The 14,965-nt window shown below is 39.4% G+C and carries 15 protein-coding genes; 7 read left to right on the top strand and 8 right to left on the bottom strand.

What is annotated here, in order from left to right; translation table 11 throughout:
• Positions 1 to 6: 6 nt before the first annotated feature.
• Together PF327_RS07675 and PF327_RS07670 are read right to left on the bottom strand one after the other, a co-directional pair.
• Positions 7 to 1,101 (bottom strand): calcium:cation antiporter, encoded by a 1,095-nt coding sequence (locus PF327_RS07675; RefSeq protein WP_289402012.1) that lies wholly within the window; start codon positions 1,099 to 1,101, stop codon positions 7 to 9.
• Positions 1,101 to 1,757: a DUF3972 domain-containing protein gene (locus PF327_RS07670; RefSeq protein ID WP_289402010.1), complete on the bottom strand. Its 657-nt coding sequence runs from the start codon at positions 1,755 to 1,757 to the stop codon at positions 1,101 to 1,103. The genes PF327_RS07675 and PF327_RS07670 overlap by 1 nt, the downstream gene beginning before the upstream one ends.
• Before the next feature lie 231 nt (positions 1,758 to 1,988).
• Here PF327_RS07670 and PF327_RS07665 point away from each other — a divergent pair, with 231 nt between their 5' ends.
• The 6 genes from PF327_RS07665 to PF327_RS07640 all read left to right on the top strand — a co-directional run bounded on the left by PF327_RS07665 (position 1,989) and on the right by PF327_RS07640 (position 5,136).
• On the top strand, positions 1,989 to 2,348 hold the full coding sequence (locus tag PF327_RS07665) for a GerW family sporulation protein (protein ID WP_289402009.1): 360 nt from the start codon (positions 1,989 to 1,991) through the stop codon (positions 2,346 to 2,348).
• Positions 2,349 to 2,376: 28 nt separating this feature from the next.
• A complete protein-coding gene (locus PF327_RS07660) occupies positions 2,377 to 2,931 on the top strand; it encodes a hypothetical protein (RefSeq protein ID WP_289402008.1) in 555 nt (184 codons plus the stop codon).
• Between the two features lie 25 nt (positions 2,932 to 2,956).
• The gene (locus PF327_RS07655) at positions 2,957 to 3,235 is read left to right on the top strand and encodes a 2TM domain-containing protein (protein ID WP_289402007.1); all 279 of its coding nucleotides are present in this window, start codon (positions 2,957 to 2,959) and stop codon (positions 3,233 to 3,235) included.
• An 80-nt stretch (positions 3,236 to 3,315) separates the two neighbouring features.
• On the top strand, positions 3,316 to 4,104 hold the full coding sequence (locus PF327_RS07650; RefSeq protein ID WP_289402006.1) for an MBL fold metallo-hydrolase: 789 nt from the start codon (positions 3,316 to 3,318) through the stop codon (positions 4,102 to 4,104).
• Position 4,105: 1 nt separating this feature from the next.
• The gene (locus tag PF327_RS07645) at positions 4,106 to 4,804 is read left to right on the top strand and encodes a methyltransferase family protein (protein ID WP_289402005.1); all 699 of its coding nucleotides are present in this window, start codon (positions 4,106 to 4,108) and stop codon (positions 4,802 to 4,804) included.
• 188 nt (positions 4,805 to 4,992) lie between these two features.
• Positions 4,993 to 5,136 (top strand): hypothetical protein, encoded by a 144-nt coding sequence (locus PF327_RS07640; RefSeq protein WP_155993855.1) that lies wholly within the window; start codon positions 4,993 to 4,995, stop codon positions 5,134 to 5,136.
• 341 nt (positions 5,137 to 5,477) lie between these two features.
• Here PF327_RS07640 and PF327_RS07635 read toward each other — a convergent pair whose 3' ends face one another.
• The 6 genes from PF327_RS07635 to purB form a co-directional block, all read right to left on the bottom strand.
• Complete coding sequence (locus tag PF327_RS07635) at positions 5,478 to 6,113, bottom strand: protein-L-isoaspartate(D-aspartate) O-methyltransferase (protein ID WP_289402050.1); 636 nt, start codon at positions 6,111 to 6,113, stop codon at positions 5,478 to 5,480.
• Between the two features lie 90 nt (positions 6,114 to 6,203).
• Positions 6,204 to 6,935 carry a carbon-nitrogen hydrolase family protein gene (locus PF327_RS07630; protein WP_289402004.1) on the bottom strand — a complete coding sequence of 244 codons (732 nt, stop codon included), beginning with the start codon at positions 6,933 to 6,935 and terminating at the stop codon, positions 6,204 to 6,206.
• Positions 6,936 to 6,943: 8 nt separating this feature from the next.
• Positions 6,944 to 7,963 (bottom strand): ribonucleotide-diphosphate reductase subunit beta, encoded by a 1,020-nt coding sequence (locus tag PF327_RS07625; RefSeq protein ID WP_289402003.1) that lies wholly within the window; start codon positions 7,961 to 7,963, stop codon positions 6,944 to 6,946.
• A gap of 229 nt (positions 7,964 to 8,192) precedes the next feature.
• Entirely contained in the window at positions 8,193 to 8,453 is a 261-nt protein-coding gene (locus PF327_RS07620; RefSeq protein WP_289402002.1) for a hypothetical protein, read from the bottom strand.
• A 1,205-nt stretch (positions 8,454 to 9,658) separates the two neighbouring features.
• The gene (locus tag PF327_RS07615; protein ID WP_289402049.1) at positions 9,659 to 12,028 is read right to left on the bottom strand and encodes a ribonucleoside-diphosphate reductase subunit alpha; all 2,370 of its coding nucleotides are present in this window, start codon (positions 12,026 to 12,028) and stop codon (positions 9,659 to 9,661) included.
• Between the two features lie 265 nt (positions 12,029 to 12,293).
• On the bottom strand, positions 12,294 to 13,622 hold the full coding sequence (gene purB / locus PF327_RS07610; protein ID WP_289402001.1) for an adenylosuccinate lyase: 1,329 nt from the start codon (positions 13,620 to 13,622) through the stop codon (positions 12,294 to 12,296).
• Between the two features lie 260 nt (positions 13,623 to 13,882).
• Between purB and PF327_RS07605 the strand changes: the two genes are divergently transcribed.
• Entirely contained in the window at positions 13,883 to 14,872 is a 990-nt protein-coding gene (locus PF327_RS07605) for an RluA family pseudouridine synthase (RefSeq protein WP_289402000.1), read from the top strand.
• Positions 14,873 to 14,965: the final 93 nt, after the last annotated feature.

Here is a 14,965-nt window from a genome sequence, read left to right as displayed (position 1 = left end):
TTAGCTTCAGATAAACAATAAGTAGACAAACACCACAAACAAGATCACATGCAGAAAACCTTCAAGCATATTGGTTTCCCCGTCATTAAAGTTCACGATACTCACAAGCAGGGTTAATCCCAGCATCACCCCTTGCACCGGTGTGATAGCAAGGTTAAGGTCCATGCCCATGTAACGTGTCACAAGTATCACCGCAGGTACCGTTAAAAGTATGGTTGCCAGCGAAGCCCCCAAAGCGATATTGACAACAGTCTGCATACGGTTATCCAATGCCGCACGCACCGCAGTAATAAGCTCCGGAGCAGCGGAGATAATAGCTACGCCTACTGCAGCGATAGAGAGAGGCAGTCCGAACGTTTTCATCGTATTTCCCATAAATACGGCCAAAACTTCCGAAAGCACCCCGATCATAATGATGGCCACGACCAAGTTCACACTGTGGTACCATCCGTTGATCTTATGCGGGTTAGGTATACAGTGTCCCTCCTCGTCACATACTTCCTCTGCTTCATGTTCATACTCAAAAAAGTATTTATGTGAGGCTACCTGAATACGTGTAAAGGTGATATAGAGCAGGATGAACATCACCACATTGAACATCATATAATTTTCGATATGGGCTGCATCCATAAAGTGCGGTACCACCATCGCGATACCTATAGCAACAAGCAGCATCGAGAGATAAGAGTTTGAAGAATCCACATTGTAGGGCTGTTCACCATACTTGATCCCCCCTATGATCGCTGCGAGTCCCAGTAAGGCATTGATATCCAACATAATAGCCGCATAGATGGTATCACGTGCCAGTACAGGATTATGCTCATGTACCATCATAATGGCAATGATAACGATCTCTACTACCACGGCAGAGATGGTCAGGATCAATGTACCGTAAGGCTCACCGAATTTTTCTGCCAGCATCTCTGCATGGTGTGCTACGGACATCGCTGCATAGATGATCACGACAAACAACACAGCAAAACCTATAAGGTTCCCAACCGTGGACGCTACTAGCGTATGTTCAAAAAAAGTGATACCAAAATAAGCAATGATCGCAGCAAAGAGACTATACTCTTTTGAAAAATCTTTAAGAAGTTGCATTATTTTAAGATATCCTTATAGCTTTTATTGGCATTGAACTTCAGTTTGTCCTCTACACCCATGATGCGCTCATCCCCTGCTCTATAGGCTTTTTTCAAACGTTTTGTGATCTTGACCTGTTCTTTCTCATTCGTGATCTTGTGCTGCTTGAAGAATTTTTTGAGCCCTATCCAGCGCTCTTCTTCAGCATCCATACTCTCTGCTTCAGAGATCACTTCTATCGCTTCTTGGGATTTTTTCTGCTCTAACTGATGGACATAGAGTGTACGCATCTCATAAAATGCCTCTTTGAGCAAATCTATCTCCCCTTTGAGTGTTGTTGAGATCTGTTTATTGGACTTCTTGAGGTCTTTGACGGTGCCTTTAAGTACCGATATCGTTTCATCTTTGGCTTTAAGTAATGCTTTATAGTCTTTGACATCTGCAGAAGGAGCTACAGACGTGTTGGTGTGCGTTAGAACGGGTTTTTTTGTGATGACAGTTGTCTCTTTCTCATGAGAGGGTGTCTCTCCTGTTGACTCATTGTCAACCACAATGTAAAGCTTCCCCTCTACATTTTTCGCTGTCAATATCCCCCGCTTGATCTTGGCATAGACTGCTTGCCGTGAGATACCTAACTCCTGTGCATACTCAGCAGGCTTCATCAACTTTTCCATATTCTCCCCTATTTACAGTTTTGTAAATGATAGCATAAGTTTTATGAAAGGTTTACAGGGAGGATAAAAGATATGAGGTGCCAAACTTCTCCCGCGAAATAACGATTACAGTTATAATTTGTTTATTATCTGTTAAGCGATGTTCACTATACTTTATAAAGGTCCATGAAACAAAAAGGAGTCTGAAATCATATCAGACAAAGTACATGATACAACACAAAGGATACTATGATGGAACATGTGAAAGATGTATTAAAAACCTCGTTGGAGGAACTGGAAAGAGTACTGGATACTAAAACAGTCGTAGGAGAGCCGATTGTCATAGAAGGCAATACACTTATTCCACTGATCAGTATCGGATTTGGTTTTGGTGCCGGAGGAGGTACCGGAAAGTGCAAAAAAAGTGACGAAGAGGGAATTGGAGCCGGTACTGGAGGTGGCGGCGGTATTAGGCCGGTTGCCCTCGTGATCATCAACAAAGACGGTGACGTAAGAGTTGAGTCTATCAAAAGCGGTATGGCTTCGGCATTCGAACATATAGGCGAAGCTGTCGGTAAAGCGATGCAAAAGAAGCAGGAAAAAGACAAATAGCATATACTAATATGTGATTGGAGAAAGGATGGAGATCATTGCAGTTTTGATCGGCTTTTTGCTCTTTGTTCTGATTTTGCTTTCTATCCCTGTTGATCTGGGTTTCTATTTGAAAAAAGATGAAGTATTGGAGTACCGGGCAGAACTGTGTCTACTGTTTGGTCTTGTTACTATCGATATGGCCAAGCAGAATCAGAAAACAAGAAAAAGCACATTGCCAAAAAAGAAAAAAAAAGAAAAAAATCTGCATCTGGTGTCATTGAGAGAAAGCAAAAGATTTATAAAGCGACTGATGAGACTTGTCAGGGATCTTTTTCACGATTTACAGATCAAAGATTTACGCATGCATTGGCACTTTGGACTGGGTGATCCAGCAGATACCGGAATGCTTTTAGGCTTACTGCAGCCTATGCTACTTCCCTGGGAAAATGCAACACTCAGTGCAGATTTTCAAGAAGCCGTCCTTGAAGGCTATTGTAAAGCAGAGGTTCGTATTTTTCCGATTCGGATATTAGGTTATATTCTAGCTTTTATTTTTTCAGGGGCAACAATACGTGTTATAAAAAATGCTCTGATCAAGTAGTCACAGTCATCACAAAGGAGATACAATGGAACATCAAAAAGCTTATCAAAGAGCTAAAAAAAGAGCAAAAGCAAAATTTGGATTTTACATTCATTTATCGGTTTACATAGCTGTATCAATTTTACTTATTGTTATAAACCTAAGTTCATACACTCAATACCTATGGTTCAAGTGGCCGCTCATGGGATGGGGCATCGGTGTATTTTTTCATGCTTTGAGAGTCTTTGTTTTTTCTGGAAGACCATCTCTCACAGAGAAAATGATTGAAAAAGAGATGAAGAGAGAAGCCTTAAAGAAGAAATAAATACAAAATCAATCTGATAGTCAAATTAAAACGAAATATTATCAATAGAGTATTTAGATTAGATATAAAAAGGTTAATCAATGAAGATCACGCACTATCTCTATAACGCATTTTTAATAGAGGATGGCAGTACAAAAATCGCTATCGATCCCGGACAAAACCTCTGGATATTTAAACTCCAAAGTCTGATTCCACAGTCAGAGTGGCACGATATCACGCATATCCTGATCACCCATGGAGACCCCGATCATCACTGGCAGTCCGATAGAGTAGCAAAAGTCTCCGGTGCTCCCGTTATCTGTGGTAAGGGACTCACTAAAATCGAAAATGGAAAAACTCTTGTGATAGACCCACGAGGCAGAGAATTAACATCTTGGATTACATATGAAAACCTTTATCCTTTGGATGTTGGAGAATCAGTTACTTTAAATGATGTCAAGATAGAAGCTATCAAAACCGTGCATGGCCAGATATCAATTCCCATTTTAGGATTTAAGATAAAAAAACAACCAGGTCTCGGTGAGAGAACAGGTATTGGATCTATGGGGTTTAAAATCACCATTGGTAATAAGAGTATTGTGAATCTCGGAGATACACTACTTTTAAAAGAATGGGAAGGATTAAAACCTGATGTCCTTATGCTACCCATCGGAGGTCTGGGCAATAATATATGGACGATGGATATACATGATGCTATTGAAGCAGTCAAGTTGATAGCTCCAAAGATCGTTATCCCATGTCACTATAATGTCCCTTTTTTGTGGATCAAAAAAATGGCTGTGACAGATGACCAACTTTTTAAAAGGGAAGTGGAGAAACTGGGCACTGAGTGTGTAATTCTCAGAATGGGTGACTCAGTCGAGTTGTAAAATGATAAATAAACAAAATCCTATCATGATCTGGTTGAGTTTTGTTGTCCGGATGATTTTATTTGCCGTTGGTTTGATGTGGCCAGCTGGTACCTTTATATGGTGGGAAGCCTGGGTATTGGTTGGACTCTGGTCTATCTATGGAGTTGCCACAACGACTTACTTATTACGCAATGAACCTGCTTTACTTGTAGAACGATTGAAGCTCGTACCTCTTCATAAGGATCAAAAGGTTTGGGATAAGGTCTTAATGCTTCTTTTTTTTATTGTAGGTATTGGTCTTTATCTACTTCCCGGTTTTGATGTTATGCGTTATGCGTGGAGTGAACCTTTACCGTTATGGATAAGAATTACTGCAATGTTTGTACATGTACCCTGCTTTGTACTTCTAATTTGGATAATGCGTGAGAACACTTATCTATCACAGGTAGTAAAAATTGATAAGGATCGTGTCCATAAAGTGATCAGTACCGGCCCTTACGCTTATGTCCGTCACCCCATGTATACTGTAACAATCATTTTACTGTTCGCTGTTCCCTTAGCACTTGGGTCTCAGTTGACATTAATTCTTTCATTATTTTTGACGATGTTGTTGATTGTTCGAACTTACCTCGAAGATCATACATTACACACTGAACTAGAAGGCTATTCAAAGTATGCTAAACAAACAGTTTACCGACTAATTCCAGGGATCTGGTGAGTATCAGGAAGAATTTGTAAGAACTGACATTATTTACTGAAATGAAAACCTTATGAATTTATATATTTTATAAGGTTTTCTCTTCACACTAGTTTCACACTTCTATTTTATACTTCATCTGAATTTGGATAAAGCGTTTCTGATTTGAATATCAGATAAGCATTACAAAAAAATTAAAAGGATTTATAATGAAAAAATTAACAGCAATCTTACTTCTAACAATCGGTTTAGCTTCAAGCGCTATGGCACATCACCCTGCACCAGTAGATCAAGCAGGCACAGGAATACCAGATAATTCTGGACACTGGGATGCACTGCTTGGTGGAATGTAACATAGACTAGTTCATTATATTAATATATTTTGGATAAGAAAAAGCAAGGCGTATCCTAAAGCTAAGGTATGCCTTTTTTATTTTCTCTTAGTCTACATAAATATAACTTCACACTTACCTGCTAACCGTTATTGTTTAATGGGCTTCCAGTATAGGTTATATCATTCTTGCTTTCCTTGGTGCTAAAGTGTAAAGGTACCACATTAATAGATTATATGTAAAAAATGAAAACCTTATAATCTAACATATTTTATAAGGAATATGATTTTTTGAGTTTATATGTATTTGTTAAGAGATTTGTATATTGTTAGAGGTTTATAAATACAGTAAAAACAGTTAATTTACTTTTGTGTCCCGTCGAGTACGGGGACAAAGAGACACTGTTCGATCGTTTCAGAAGTGATACGGCCGTTTTTCTTATAGTATCGTGTGATAATATGATAATTTTCTGCCTCTTCCACCGGGGCCACCAATATACCGCCTTCAGCCAATTGTTCAAACAGTACCGCAGGTATCTCTTTTGCCGTCGCAGAAAAGAGTATACGCTCAAAAGGAGCATACTGCTTCCATCCTCTTTGCCCGTCATCAAAACGTGTAATGATATTGTGCATTTCCAGTGTAGAAAAACGGTTTTTTGCCTCTTTAAGAAGCTCATCGATACGCTCTATGGTGAAGACACGACGACAGATCTTACTGAGTATCGCTGCTTGATACCCACTTCCACAGCCGATCTCAAGCACGGAGTCAACACCTTCGAGCTCCAAGTGTTGTGTCATTTTAGCAACGGTTAGAGGTGAGGATATCCACTGGCTTGCCGCTAAAGGGAGGGCTTCAAGCTGGTAAGCAAGGTGTTTAAATTGTGAAGGGACAAAAGTCTCTCTGTCAACAGCTAAAAATGCTTCTCTGACATGCGTATCCAATGCAAAGTGTTTCTCTATCTCTGCAACAAGATTTTGTCGCTGTCTCTCTTTTATCATCAATTCAAGTCCCTCATCCCAAATAATGCAGAAATTCTACCTAAAATCTAGTTAAAAAGGCTTTTTCGCTTATTCCGGAGACCGGGTTTTCTAATCCATTACTATATAGCGACGCATTTTTTTGATCTCTCTGAAGTCTATGCGTCCCTCTACTGCTTCCACCCCATCATTCATTGTAACCTCCCCAGTAGGTGAGATAATGGATGATGAACTTGCCATATCTTCATCACAAGAGTTTGAGACGACCACATAACATTGGTTCATCACCGCCAAAGCACGTGAGAGCACTTCCAGGTGTGTTTTACGCTGTTTTCCCCATCTAGAGGGGACAAACACCACATCTGCTCCTTCTACCTGTGCCCATAACTCTTTAAACCGTAACTCAAAACATATCAGTATCGCATACTTCACCCCATCAATCTCAAAAGGTTTGATCTTCTTCTTTTTCCCTTCGAGGAAATAGAGATCCTCATCTCCCAATTTAAAGAGTTTCACCTTCTCCTGTCGATGTACGATCTTATGCTTATGGATCACCACTGCCTGATTGATAAAATGCTCACCCTCTTCAAGTATAAGTGTAAAGACTACGATCTGTTCATTCACCTCTTTTTTCAGTGTTTTTAATGCATTGGCAGAAAATTTTGCAGCTGTGGCCATATGTTCATAATCAAATCCGGTCAAAAAGACTTCCGGTGCCACGACAATATTCTTATCTTGATGTTCTTTTAGATGGTAAAGCAGTGTATCCAGGTTTTCCTGATACCGCTTATAAGAAGGAAGCTGTAACGTCACAACTTCCATGGTTTTAGGCAGAATCAACATCTGAAGACCTAAAAGTCATCCAGGTCGAGACTTCCTTTGGAGTAGTTTGTTACATTCCCTTCAAAGAAGTTCGTCTTTTGATCATTAAACTGTGAAAAGTTATCTACCCATTTGATAGGATGTTCCACATTATAGATTTTTTCAAGACCTACGGCATGTAGTCTTTTGTCAGCAAGATATTGAATATACTGTGTGATGATATCATCTGTAAGCCCCAGGATTTGTCCTTGAGTGATATAGGCTCCCCATTCACACTCAAGTTTTACTGCGGATCTGAACATTTCATACACTTCATCAATCAGCTCTCTGGTAAAAAGTTCCGGTCTCTCTTTTCTTGTAGAGTTGATCATGTTCTGGAACAGAAGAAGGTGTGTTACCTCATCTCTTTGGATAAAACGTATCATCTGGGCTGTTCCAAGCATTTTATCTGAACGAGCAAGCGTATAGAGGTAGGCAAATCCACTATAGAAATAGATACCCTCAAGAATCTGATTGGCGAACATCGCTTTTACAATATTTGTATCTGTAGGATTGGCTGTAAGTTCTTCATACACCTTTGCTATGGCATCATTTTTAGATTTGAGCATCATATCTCTTCTCCAGAGCTCATAGATCTCTTTTGAATTTGTCGATATACTGTCTACCATCACAGCATAACTTTGAGAGTGTAATGCTTCTTCAAATGCCTGTCTTACCAAGATAAGATTGACTTCCGGAGACGTAATGAATGGGTTGATATTATCCATAATATTGTTGGTCTGAAGTGAGTCCATAAAAATAAGCTGTGCCAGTACTTTATCATACGCTGATTTCTCTGCATCTGTAAGATTTTTATAGTCATTGACATCACGGGTCATATCCACTTCTTTAGGGAACCACGTGTTGTTCAGCATCATCTCCCATAGATTATAGGCCCATTGGTATTTGATGTCGTTGAGTTCAAATATCCCTGTAGGATCACCACCAAATATCTTACGTTCACCTGTTTTTTCTTCTGAATCAGGATTGTATATTCTTTTTCGTTCCATCTGTCCACCTTGATAATTTATTCATCTATTATTTTAAAACATTATACACATTTTGGCTGATGATTTAGTAAGAATAAGTCGATGAATGATTGATAAAAAAACAAACTCAAATGAGTGTTTGAGCTTGCACTGGTCAGACCCTCAACATCTACTGTCTACATCGGTGACGGTGAGGTACCAAAGGTCTGAAGAAATGCCCTAAGACACATAAACATTTACACAGGAGGGTTTAGTCATCCCATTTATGTTTATGTGGGGTTCGTTCCAAATACTCATGATCATAATCGTCATCATCATAGTATTCGTCATCTGCATCCGCCCATCCGAAAAATTCATCCGTAAAGACCTTGTCATATCCCATCCCGACAAGCATCTCGTCAAGTTTTGGATAATCTGTGCCTTTCGTTCTACAATAATCCATAAGCGTTTGCATATCCTCTTTTCCAACCCCGTTTACTTTCAAAGCAAACTCAATCTCTTGGAAGGTCATCCTACCCTCTCCTCGTTTTAAATCACTGCCATATAAACAGCTTCTCTGGAAGTTTTATCTTTCTATCCATATTGGAATTATATGTCAAAATTTGAGATTTTAAGCTAAAAAAAATCTTAATTTTTATAAAAAAATAATGCTGGCATTTTTATTATAAATGATCCCATTTATGTGAATATATATAAGCGTATCTAAAAAGGTAACTTTTCATTGGGAAGTATATTTGAAAAAAGGAGATGCATCTATCAAGGGAAAGCAATGATGCATACAAAGTGAAAAGCTACCTAGAAAGCCTGAAGTATCAAAAAGGGAAAAAAGGGATAAGAATCCTTCATGACTTTCATGGCGTGAGTATAACTTCATTGTATGAAGTAAGTATGAAGTCTCTATCAATCCCTAGAGAATTATTTTTATATCGACACTGCTATTTTTGTTTGACTGAGATTTTGAGACAAGATAGCTTTAGTATGTTTCGAACTCACTTAAAGGAGGTATCCACAGTCTATCAGAAAACCATCGAGGCTTATAAAAGGGAGGGAGGAGGAACCTCAGTGGTTTTCATGCTGCTATGATACTCTTCTTGTGTGTAATGAATGTGAAATTTATAGATGATCAAAAAATAATTATTTCATCGCCAATTTGCCCAATTTTTTCTGCCTAAAATAAGCGTCTTTTTTATTTTTTCCATACCTAAGGTTAAAAAATGGTTTAAAGTGGATTATTCTTTGAATTAGATAGGATTATGAGTATTTTAAAGGTTTCATGTACTTTTCCATTTATCATTCTGGTACTTGAAATAGAAATTTAGAAATTTCTATTGTAAATAAGTTGAGAAATGTAAAGTAGTTTGGATTTTAAAGAAAGAGCATAAAACCTATTAACAAAGGTAACTTCTGAACTAAAATAAAATCATAGGTCCTATTTTAGTTCATAATAGTCATTATTCGTCAAAACTACGTTAGAGAGCTCCACATATTTTTTATAAATATTATCACTATTCATTAATAGAAAATCTTGCAAATGTTGTCTATGCTCTCGAGTATTGGCAGACATATATATTTTATCAAGTGTTCTGATTAAATAATCAACCCACTTTCGATCCTTTTCCGACATAACGCTATGTCCGGAAATGTAATCTAACTGTGTTCTTACATTCTCGGCTCTCGAAAATAGTATGGATGCATCTAGTATATTCATCCTTGTCATTACTGACAACCGACACATTCCATAGATCTATCTTCAACATCATTGGAAGATTCAGGAGACTGAGATCTTAGATAGTAGGTAGACTTCAATCCAAACTTCCAGGCATTCATATAGATCTCATTGAGGTATTTACCGCTTGCTTTATCCAGTGTGATAAAGATGTTCAGACTCTGTCCCTGGTCTAACCATTTTTGTCTGATCGCTCCTGCTTTGACAAGAAGGTTCTGATCAAGATCATAACTAGGCGTATAGTACTGCCAAGTGTCTGCCGTAAGATTCGGTGCAACGACCGGGATAAGTCCCGAAAGGTTCTCTTCAAACCACTTTCTTTTATAGACCGGTTCGATCGCTTGTGTTGTTCCTGTCAAAATAGAGATAGAACTTGTCGGTGCAATGGCCATCAGGTAACCGTTTCTCATACCGTCTGATTTCACCTTTTCTTTGAGCCCCTGCCAGTCATGGGTATATCCAAAGAGACCCCCTCTGTCAACAAGTTTACATGCATTCTCATTGGCTTTATCAATAGGGAAAACACCTTTCGACCAGTCTGAACCCTCAAAGTTCGGATAACATCCTTTCTCTAATGCCAAATTACTCGATGATTCAATGGCATAATAAGAGAATGATTCCATCACTTCATCTATCTTGGTAAAGTGGTCATGACTTCCCCATTCTATCTGATGTTCTGCAAGCATCTGTGACTCACCCATCACACCTAGACCGATAGATCTTGACTTTTCATTGGTCTTCTTTACTTTTGCCAAAGGGTAGAAGTTCAGGTCGATCACATTGTCAAGCATACGGATCGCCGTAGGAACAACACGCTCCATATCTTCTTTGGTATTGACTTTGGCAAGGTTGACAGAGGCAAGGTTACATACCGCTGTATCACCATCCGTTTTTTCTTTGTCAACAATCCATATCTGCTTACCGTTAAGGCTGTCAAGTGCTGTCACCTTTTTAGCCGGTTTAGTTGTTCCGTTGTCTACAGTGATCATCTCATCTTCATCATAGGCTGCAGTCGTTCCATCCTCGAATGTGAAACGTGTTTTATAGGTATTCGGTGCAGTGTTCTGGAAAATCTCTGTACAGAGGTTTGTACTTCTGATAATACCTGCATGCTTGTTAGGGTTTGCTCTGTTGGCTGTATCTTTGAACGTAAGGAATGGGTTTCCTGTTTCAAAGTAAGATCTCAGCATCTCTTTCCAAAGGCTTTTCGCAGAAATTCTCTCCCTAGTGATTTTATCATCCGAATTTTCAAGCTCTATATAGCGTGCCTCGAACGCTTCACCGTAAAGTGTTGTCAACTCTGTCACTTCAAATGGATCAAAGAGTGTCCACATCTCATCCGCTTCTACCCTTTTCATAAAGAGGTCATTGAGCCAGATCGCAGGGAAGAGGTCATGTGCTCTACGTCGCTCTTCACCAGAGTTCTTTTTCAAATCAAGGAAGTCACGTACGTCAACATGCCACGGCTCTATGTAAACAGCTATGGCCCCTTTACGTGTACCAAGCTGGTCAACCGCAATGGCAACATCATTGGCTATCTTGAGGAAAGGTACGATACCTCCTGCAGCATGCTTATGACCATCGATATATGAACCCATACCACGGACCAGTGACCAGTCCCAACCGATCCCACCACCGAATTTAGAAAGCAATGCCATCTCTTTGTATCCGTCAAAGATACCTTCAATATTATCCGGTGTTGAACCGATGTAACATGAGCTCAATTGGTGTCTCGGTGTTCTTGCATTTGACAAAGTAGGTGTCGCTGCCATCACTTCAAATTTACTCAAGATGTCATAAAACTTTTTTGCCCATGTTTGACAGTCAAACTCATTTTGTGCCAGGAACATAGCCACACCCATAAAAAGTTGCTGTGGCAACTCAATAGGCGTCCCGTTACGGTCTTTTAAAAGATATCTATCATAGAGGGTACGAATACCCAGATAGTTGAACTGAAGATCACGTTCAGGCTTAATGTAATCGTTAAGATCGTCAAGGTCATATTTGTCTTTCAATCCAAGAACGATACGTCCCTCTTTCTCTCCACGTTCAAAATGTTCACGCAGATGGTTATACCCTGTAAAACCCGTTACTCTATGGTAGAGATCGTAAAGAAAAAGTCTAGCGGCAACAAACGTCCAGTCCGGTCTGTCAATATCTATCTTGTCAACCGCCGTTTTAATCAGTGTTTGCTGTATCTCTTGAGAAGAGATCATATCACGAAATTGTAGCTTGGCGTCTACCTCAAGTTCACTTTGACTTACCCGCACAAGTCCCTCTACTGCTGCGGCTGTATACTTCTGAATTTTCCCTACATCTAAGGTCTCTACTCTACCATTTCGTTTAACAACTCTGATCATCTTTTCCCTGTCCTTTTGTGTTGCTTTGTCATCGTTTTCTATGACATTGATTAATCCGATTTTACTCAAATTTACCTTGTGTATTTTTGAAAAGTTGTATCATTTTTAGGCATCTTTTTTATAAGATTTGGTGATAGCATTTGAAAGGCTCTCTGGCAGGGAGTTTGCAAAAAGTATAAGGAGCATTTATAGGAGGGGAAAGGTGGAAAAAGTGATAGTATCTATCTCTATTTACCGTGGACAAAGTGCCCACGATACAAGCTATTTATTTAAAGACTCTTTTAAAAATAGCATCTACATTTTTAGTGTAGTAATCATAATTAAAACACTCTCTGATCTGCGCTTCTGAAAGTTTAGATCTTAACTCTTCATCTGCAAGCAAGTGTCCCAGGTATAAAGATTCACCTTCATCATTGGTCGTTGGTTTGCCTTGCTGGATCTCTTCCCATACTTTCATTGCATTTCTTTGAACGATCTTATAGGCATCTTCTCTACTTACACCCGCTTTAGGAAGCTCTAGCAATACTCTTTGAGAGAAAACCAATCCACCCGTAAGATTAAGGTTCTTCATCATGTTCTCAGGCATGACTGTGAGATTTGCAATGACACTGTTCATTCTGTGCAGCATAAAGTCTGAAGTGATAAACGCATCTGGAAGCCAAAATCTCTCAGTAGAAGAGTGAGAGATATCTCTTTCATGCCAAAGTGCTACGTTCTCCATAGCCGGAGCAGCATAGGCTCTGATCATTCTTGCAAGACCCGTGATATTTTCCGTCAGGATCGGGTTTCTTTTATGTGGCATCGCAGAAGATCCTTTTTGCCCTTTTGCAAAATACTCTTCAGCTTCATACACTTCTGTTCTTTGCAAGTGTCTGACCTGTACTGCGAATTTTTCTACAGAAGAAGCCATCAGTGCCAAAGCAGTTGCCAATCTTGCATATCTGTCTCTATGCACGACTTGGTTTGAACAAGGCTCAGGTTTCAAACCTAATTCAGCCATGGCCAACTCCTCAAGTTCAAGTGGTGCATGTGCAAAGTTACCCATAGCACCAGAGATCTGACCTACAGCGATCACTTCCATCGTCTCTTCAAGGTTCTTAAGATGTCTAGCCATCTCATCATACCATACTGCCAAAGTCAATCCAAAAGTAATAGGCTCACCATGGATACCGTGACTTCTTCCTACCATCAGAGTCATTTTATGTTCTTCGGCACGTTTCTTGATAGACTCCATCAGCATCTTCACGTCAGCAATAATGATCTCCAGAGAAGCTTTCATTTGAAGTGCAACACCTGTATCTACTGCATCTGAAGATGTCATACCATAGTGAAACCATCTAGACTCCTCTCCAAGACTTTCGCTGACACTGGTATTAAAAGCGATCAGGTCATGTTTGGTAATCGCTTCTATCTCTTCGATTCTCTCTACTGAGAAGGTAGCATTCTTCACGATCTTTTCGCAATCATCATCAGGAATAAGTCCCAATTTATTCCATGCTTTCACAGCGGCTTTTTCAACCTCAAGCCACGCTGCATATCTTGCATGTTGTGTCCAATGTTGTGCCATCTCTTCTCTTGAATATCTTTCAACCATTTTCTTTTCCTTGGTGTTTTACATTGCAACCTTCGTTCCCGTGATCTCTGTGGGAATAGATATTTCAATACAATATAGAAACAAATTTTTTATGCTAGAATTCTACCAAAATAGCAGTTAATAATACGACTAGTCGTATAAGCTGACTGTTGAAGTCAAGCATTAAAATGCAGTACAAGCGATGCACTAAATGCTGAGTCGTGCGACCCAGTGTCAACAATCCATTTTTAAAAGACTGACTAGATGTCAAAGTTGTAGAAATGGACATTTTTTGGACTTTGTTCAAAAAGCGTTCTATTAATAAAAAAGGTGAAGCAGAGATGCCATTTGTCAAAGAGAAATTTACAGTAGCAGAGAAAATGCCTGCATTTGTATTTATCATGCGTACCTTTAATATGTCACAAGGACAAGCCCAACGTGTCATCTCCAAAGGAAGATTACTGATCGGAAAAAACTCTTTTTTCCGTTCCGGAGAGCATATAGAGGGTGAAGTGGAAGTGGTCTATTTTAAACCTACATCACAAGGGAACCTTCCTCTCTTTCATACCAAAGACTTTATGGTCTTTGAAAAGTACTCCGGTGTATTGGTCCACCCCAATACCATGGCTACCCCCTACTCTTTACTCGATGAAATCCGAACTATTGCCGGTGATGATGCCAATGCTGTACACCGTATAGATATGGAAACATCCGGATTGCTTTTGGCAAGCAAGCATAAGCACTCCGAGTCCTTCCTAAAAAGTGCCTTTGAAGCTAGAAATATTCAAAAATCCTACCTTGCATGGGTCGATGGAAAACTCACAGAACCCTTCTCTTCGAAAGAACGTATCAAGGTCAACAATGACTACAGCCAAAGCAAACACAAAGTCTTTATCTCTGAAGAAGGGAAAGCATCTCACACAGACTTTATCCCTCTAGAGTATGATGAAACACTTGATGCTACACTTGTAGCCTGTTATCCTCATACGGGAAGAACCCATCAAATAAGGGTCCATTTGTTTCACGTGAAACATCCTATTTTGGGTGATCCACTTTACGGAACCACCTTCAAAACTGCCAATGATTACCTCGAAGAAATACTCAGTCCGGAAGATCGTATGAAAGAAACGGGAGCAAGCAGACTGATGCTTCATGCCCACAGTTTGACCTTTAATATGGGTGCTAAATTTCATATAGAGAGTAAAAGTGATTTTGCTCAGATGAAAGATCTGATCTGCAAGAAAGAAAGAAGGGTATTTAATACAAAATAGGGAGAAAACTATTTCTCCTCATCACTCCTGGAGTCATAGATAAACCAACCTACTCCAATCGCTGCAACAACGATAATAAAACCTAACATAAAA

The organism is Sulfurovum xiamenensis (genome assembly GCF_030347995.1).
Classification (GTDB): Bacteria; Campylobacterota; Campylobacteria; order Campylobacterales; family Sulfurovaceae; genus Sulfurovum; species Sulfurovum xiamenensis.
Note: the sequence above shows the minus strand (reverse complement) of the source record. Positions and strands in the feature narration are given on the sequence as shown.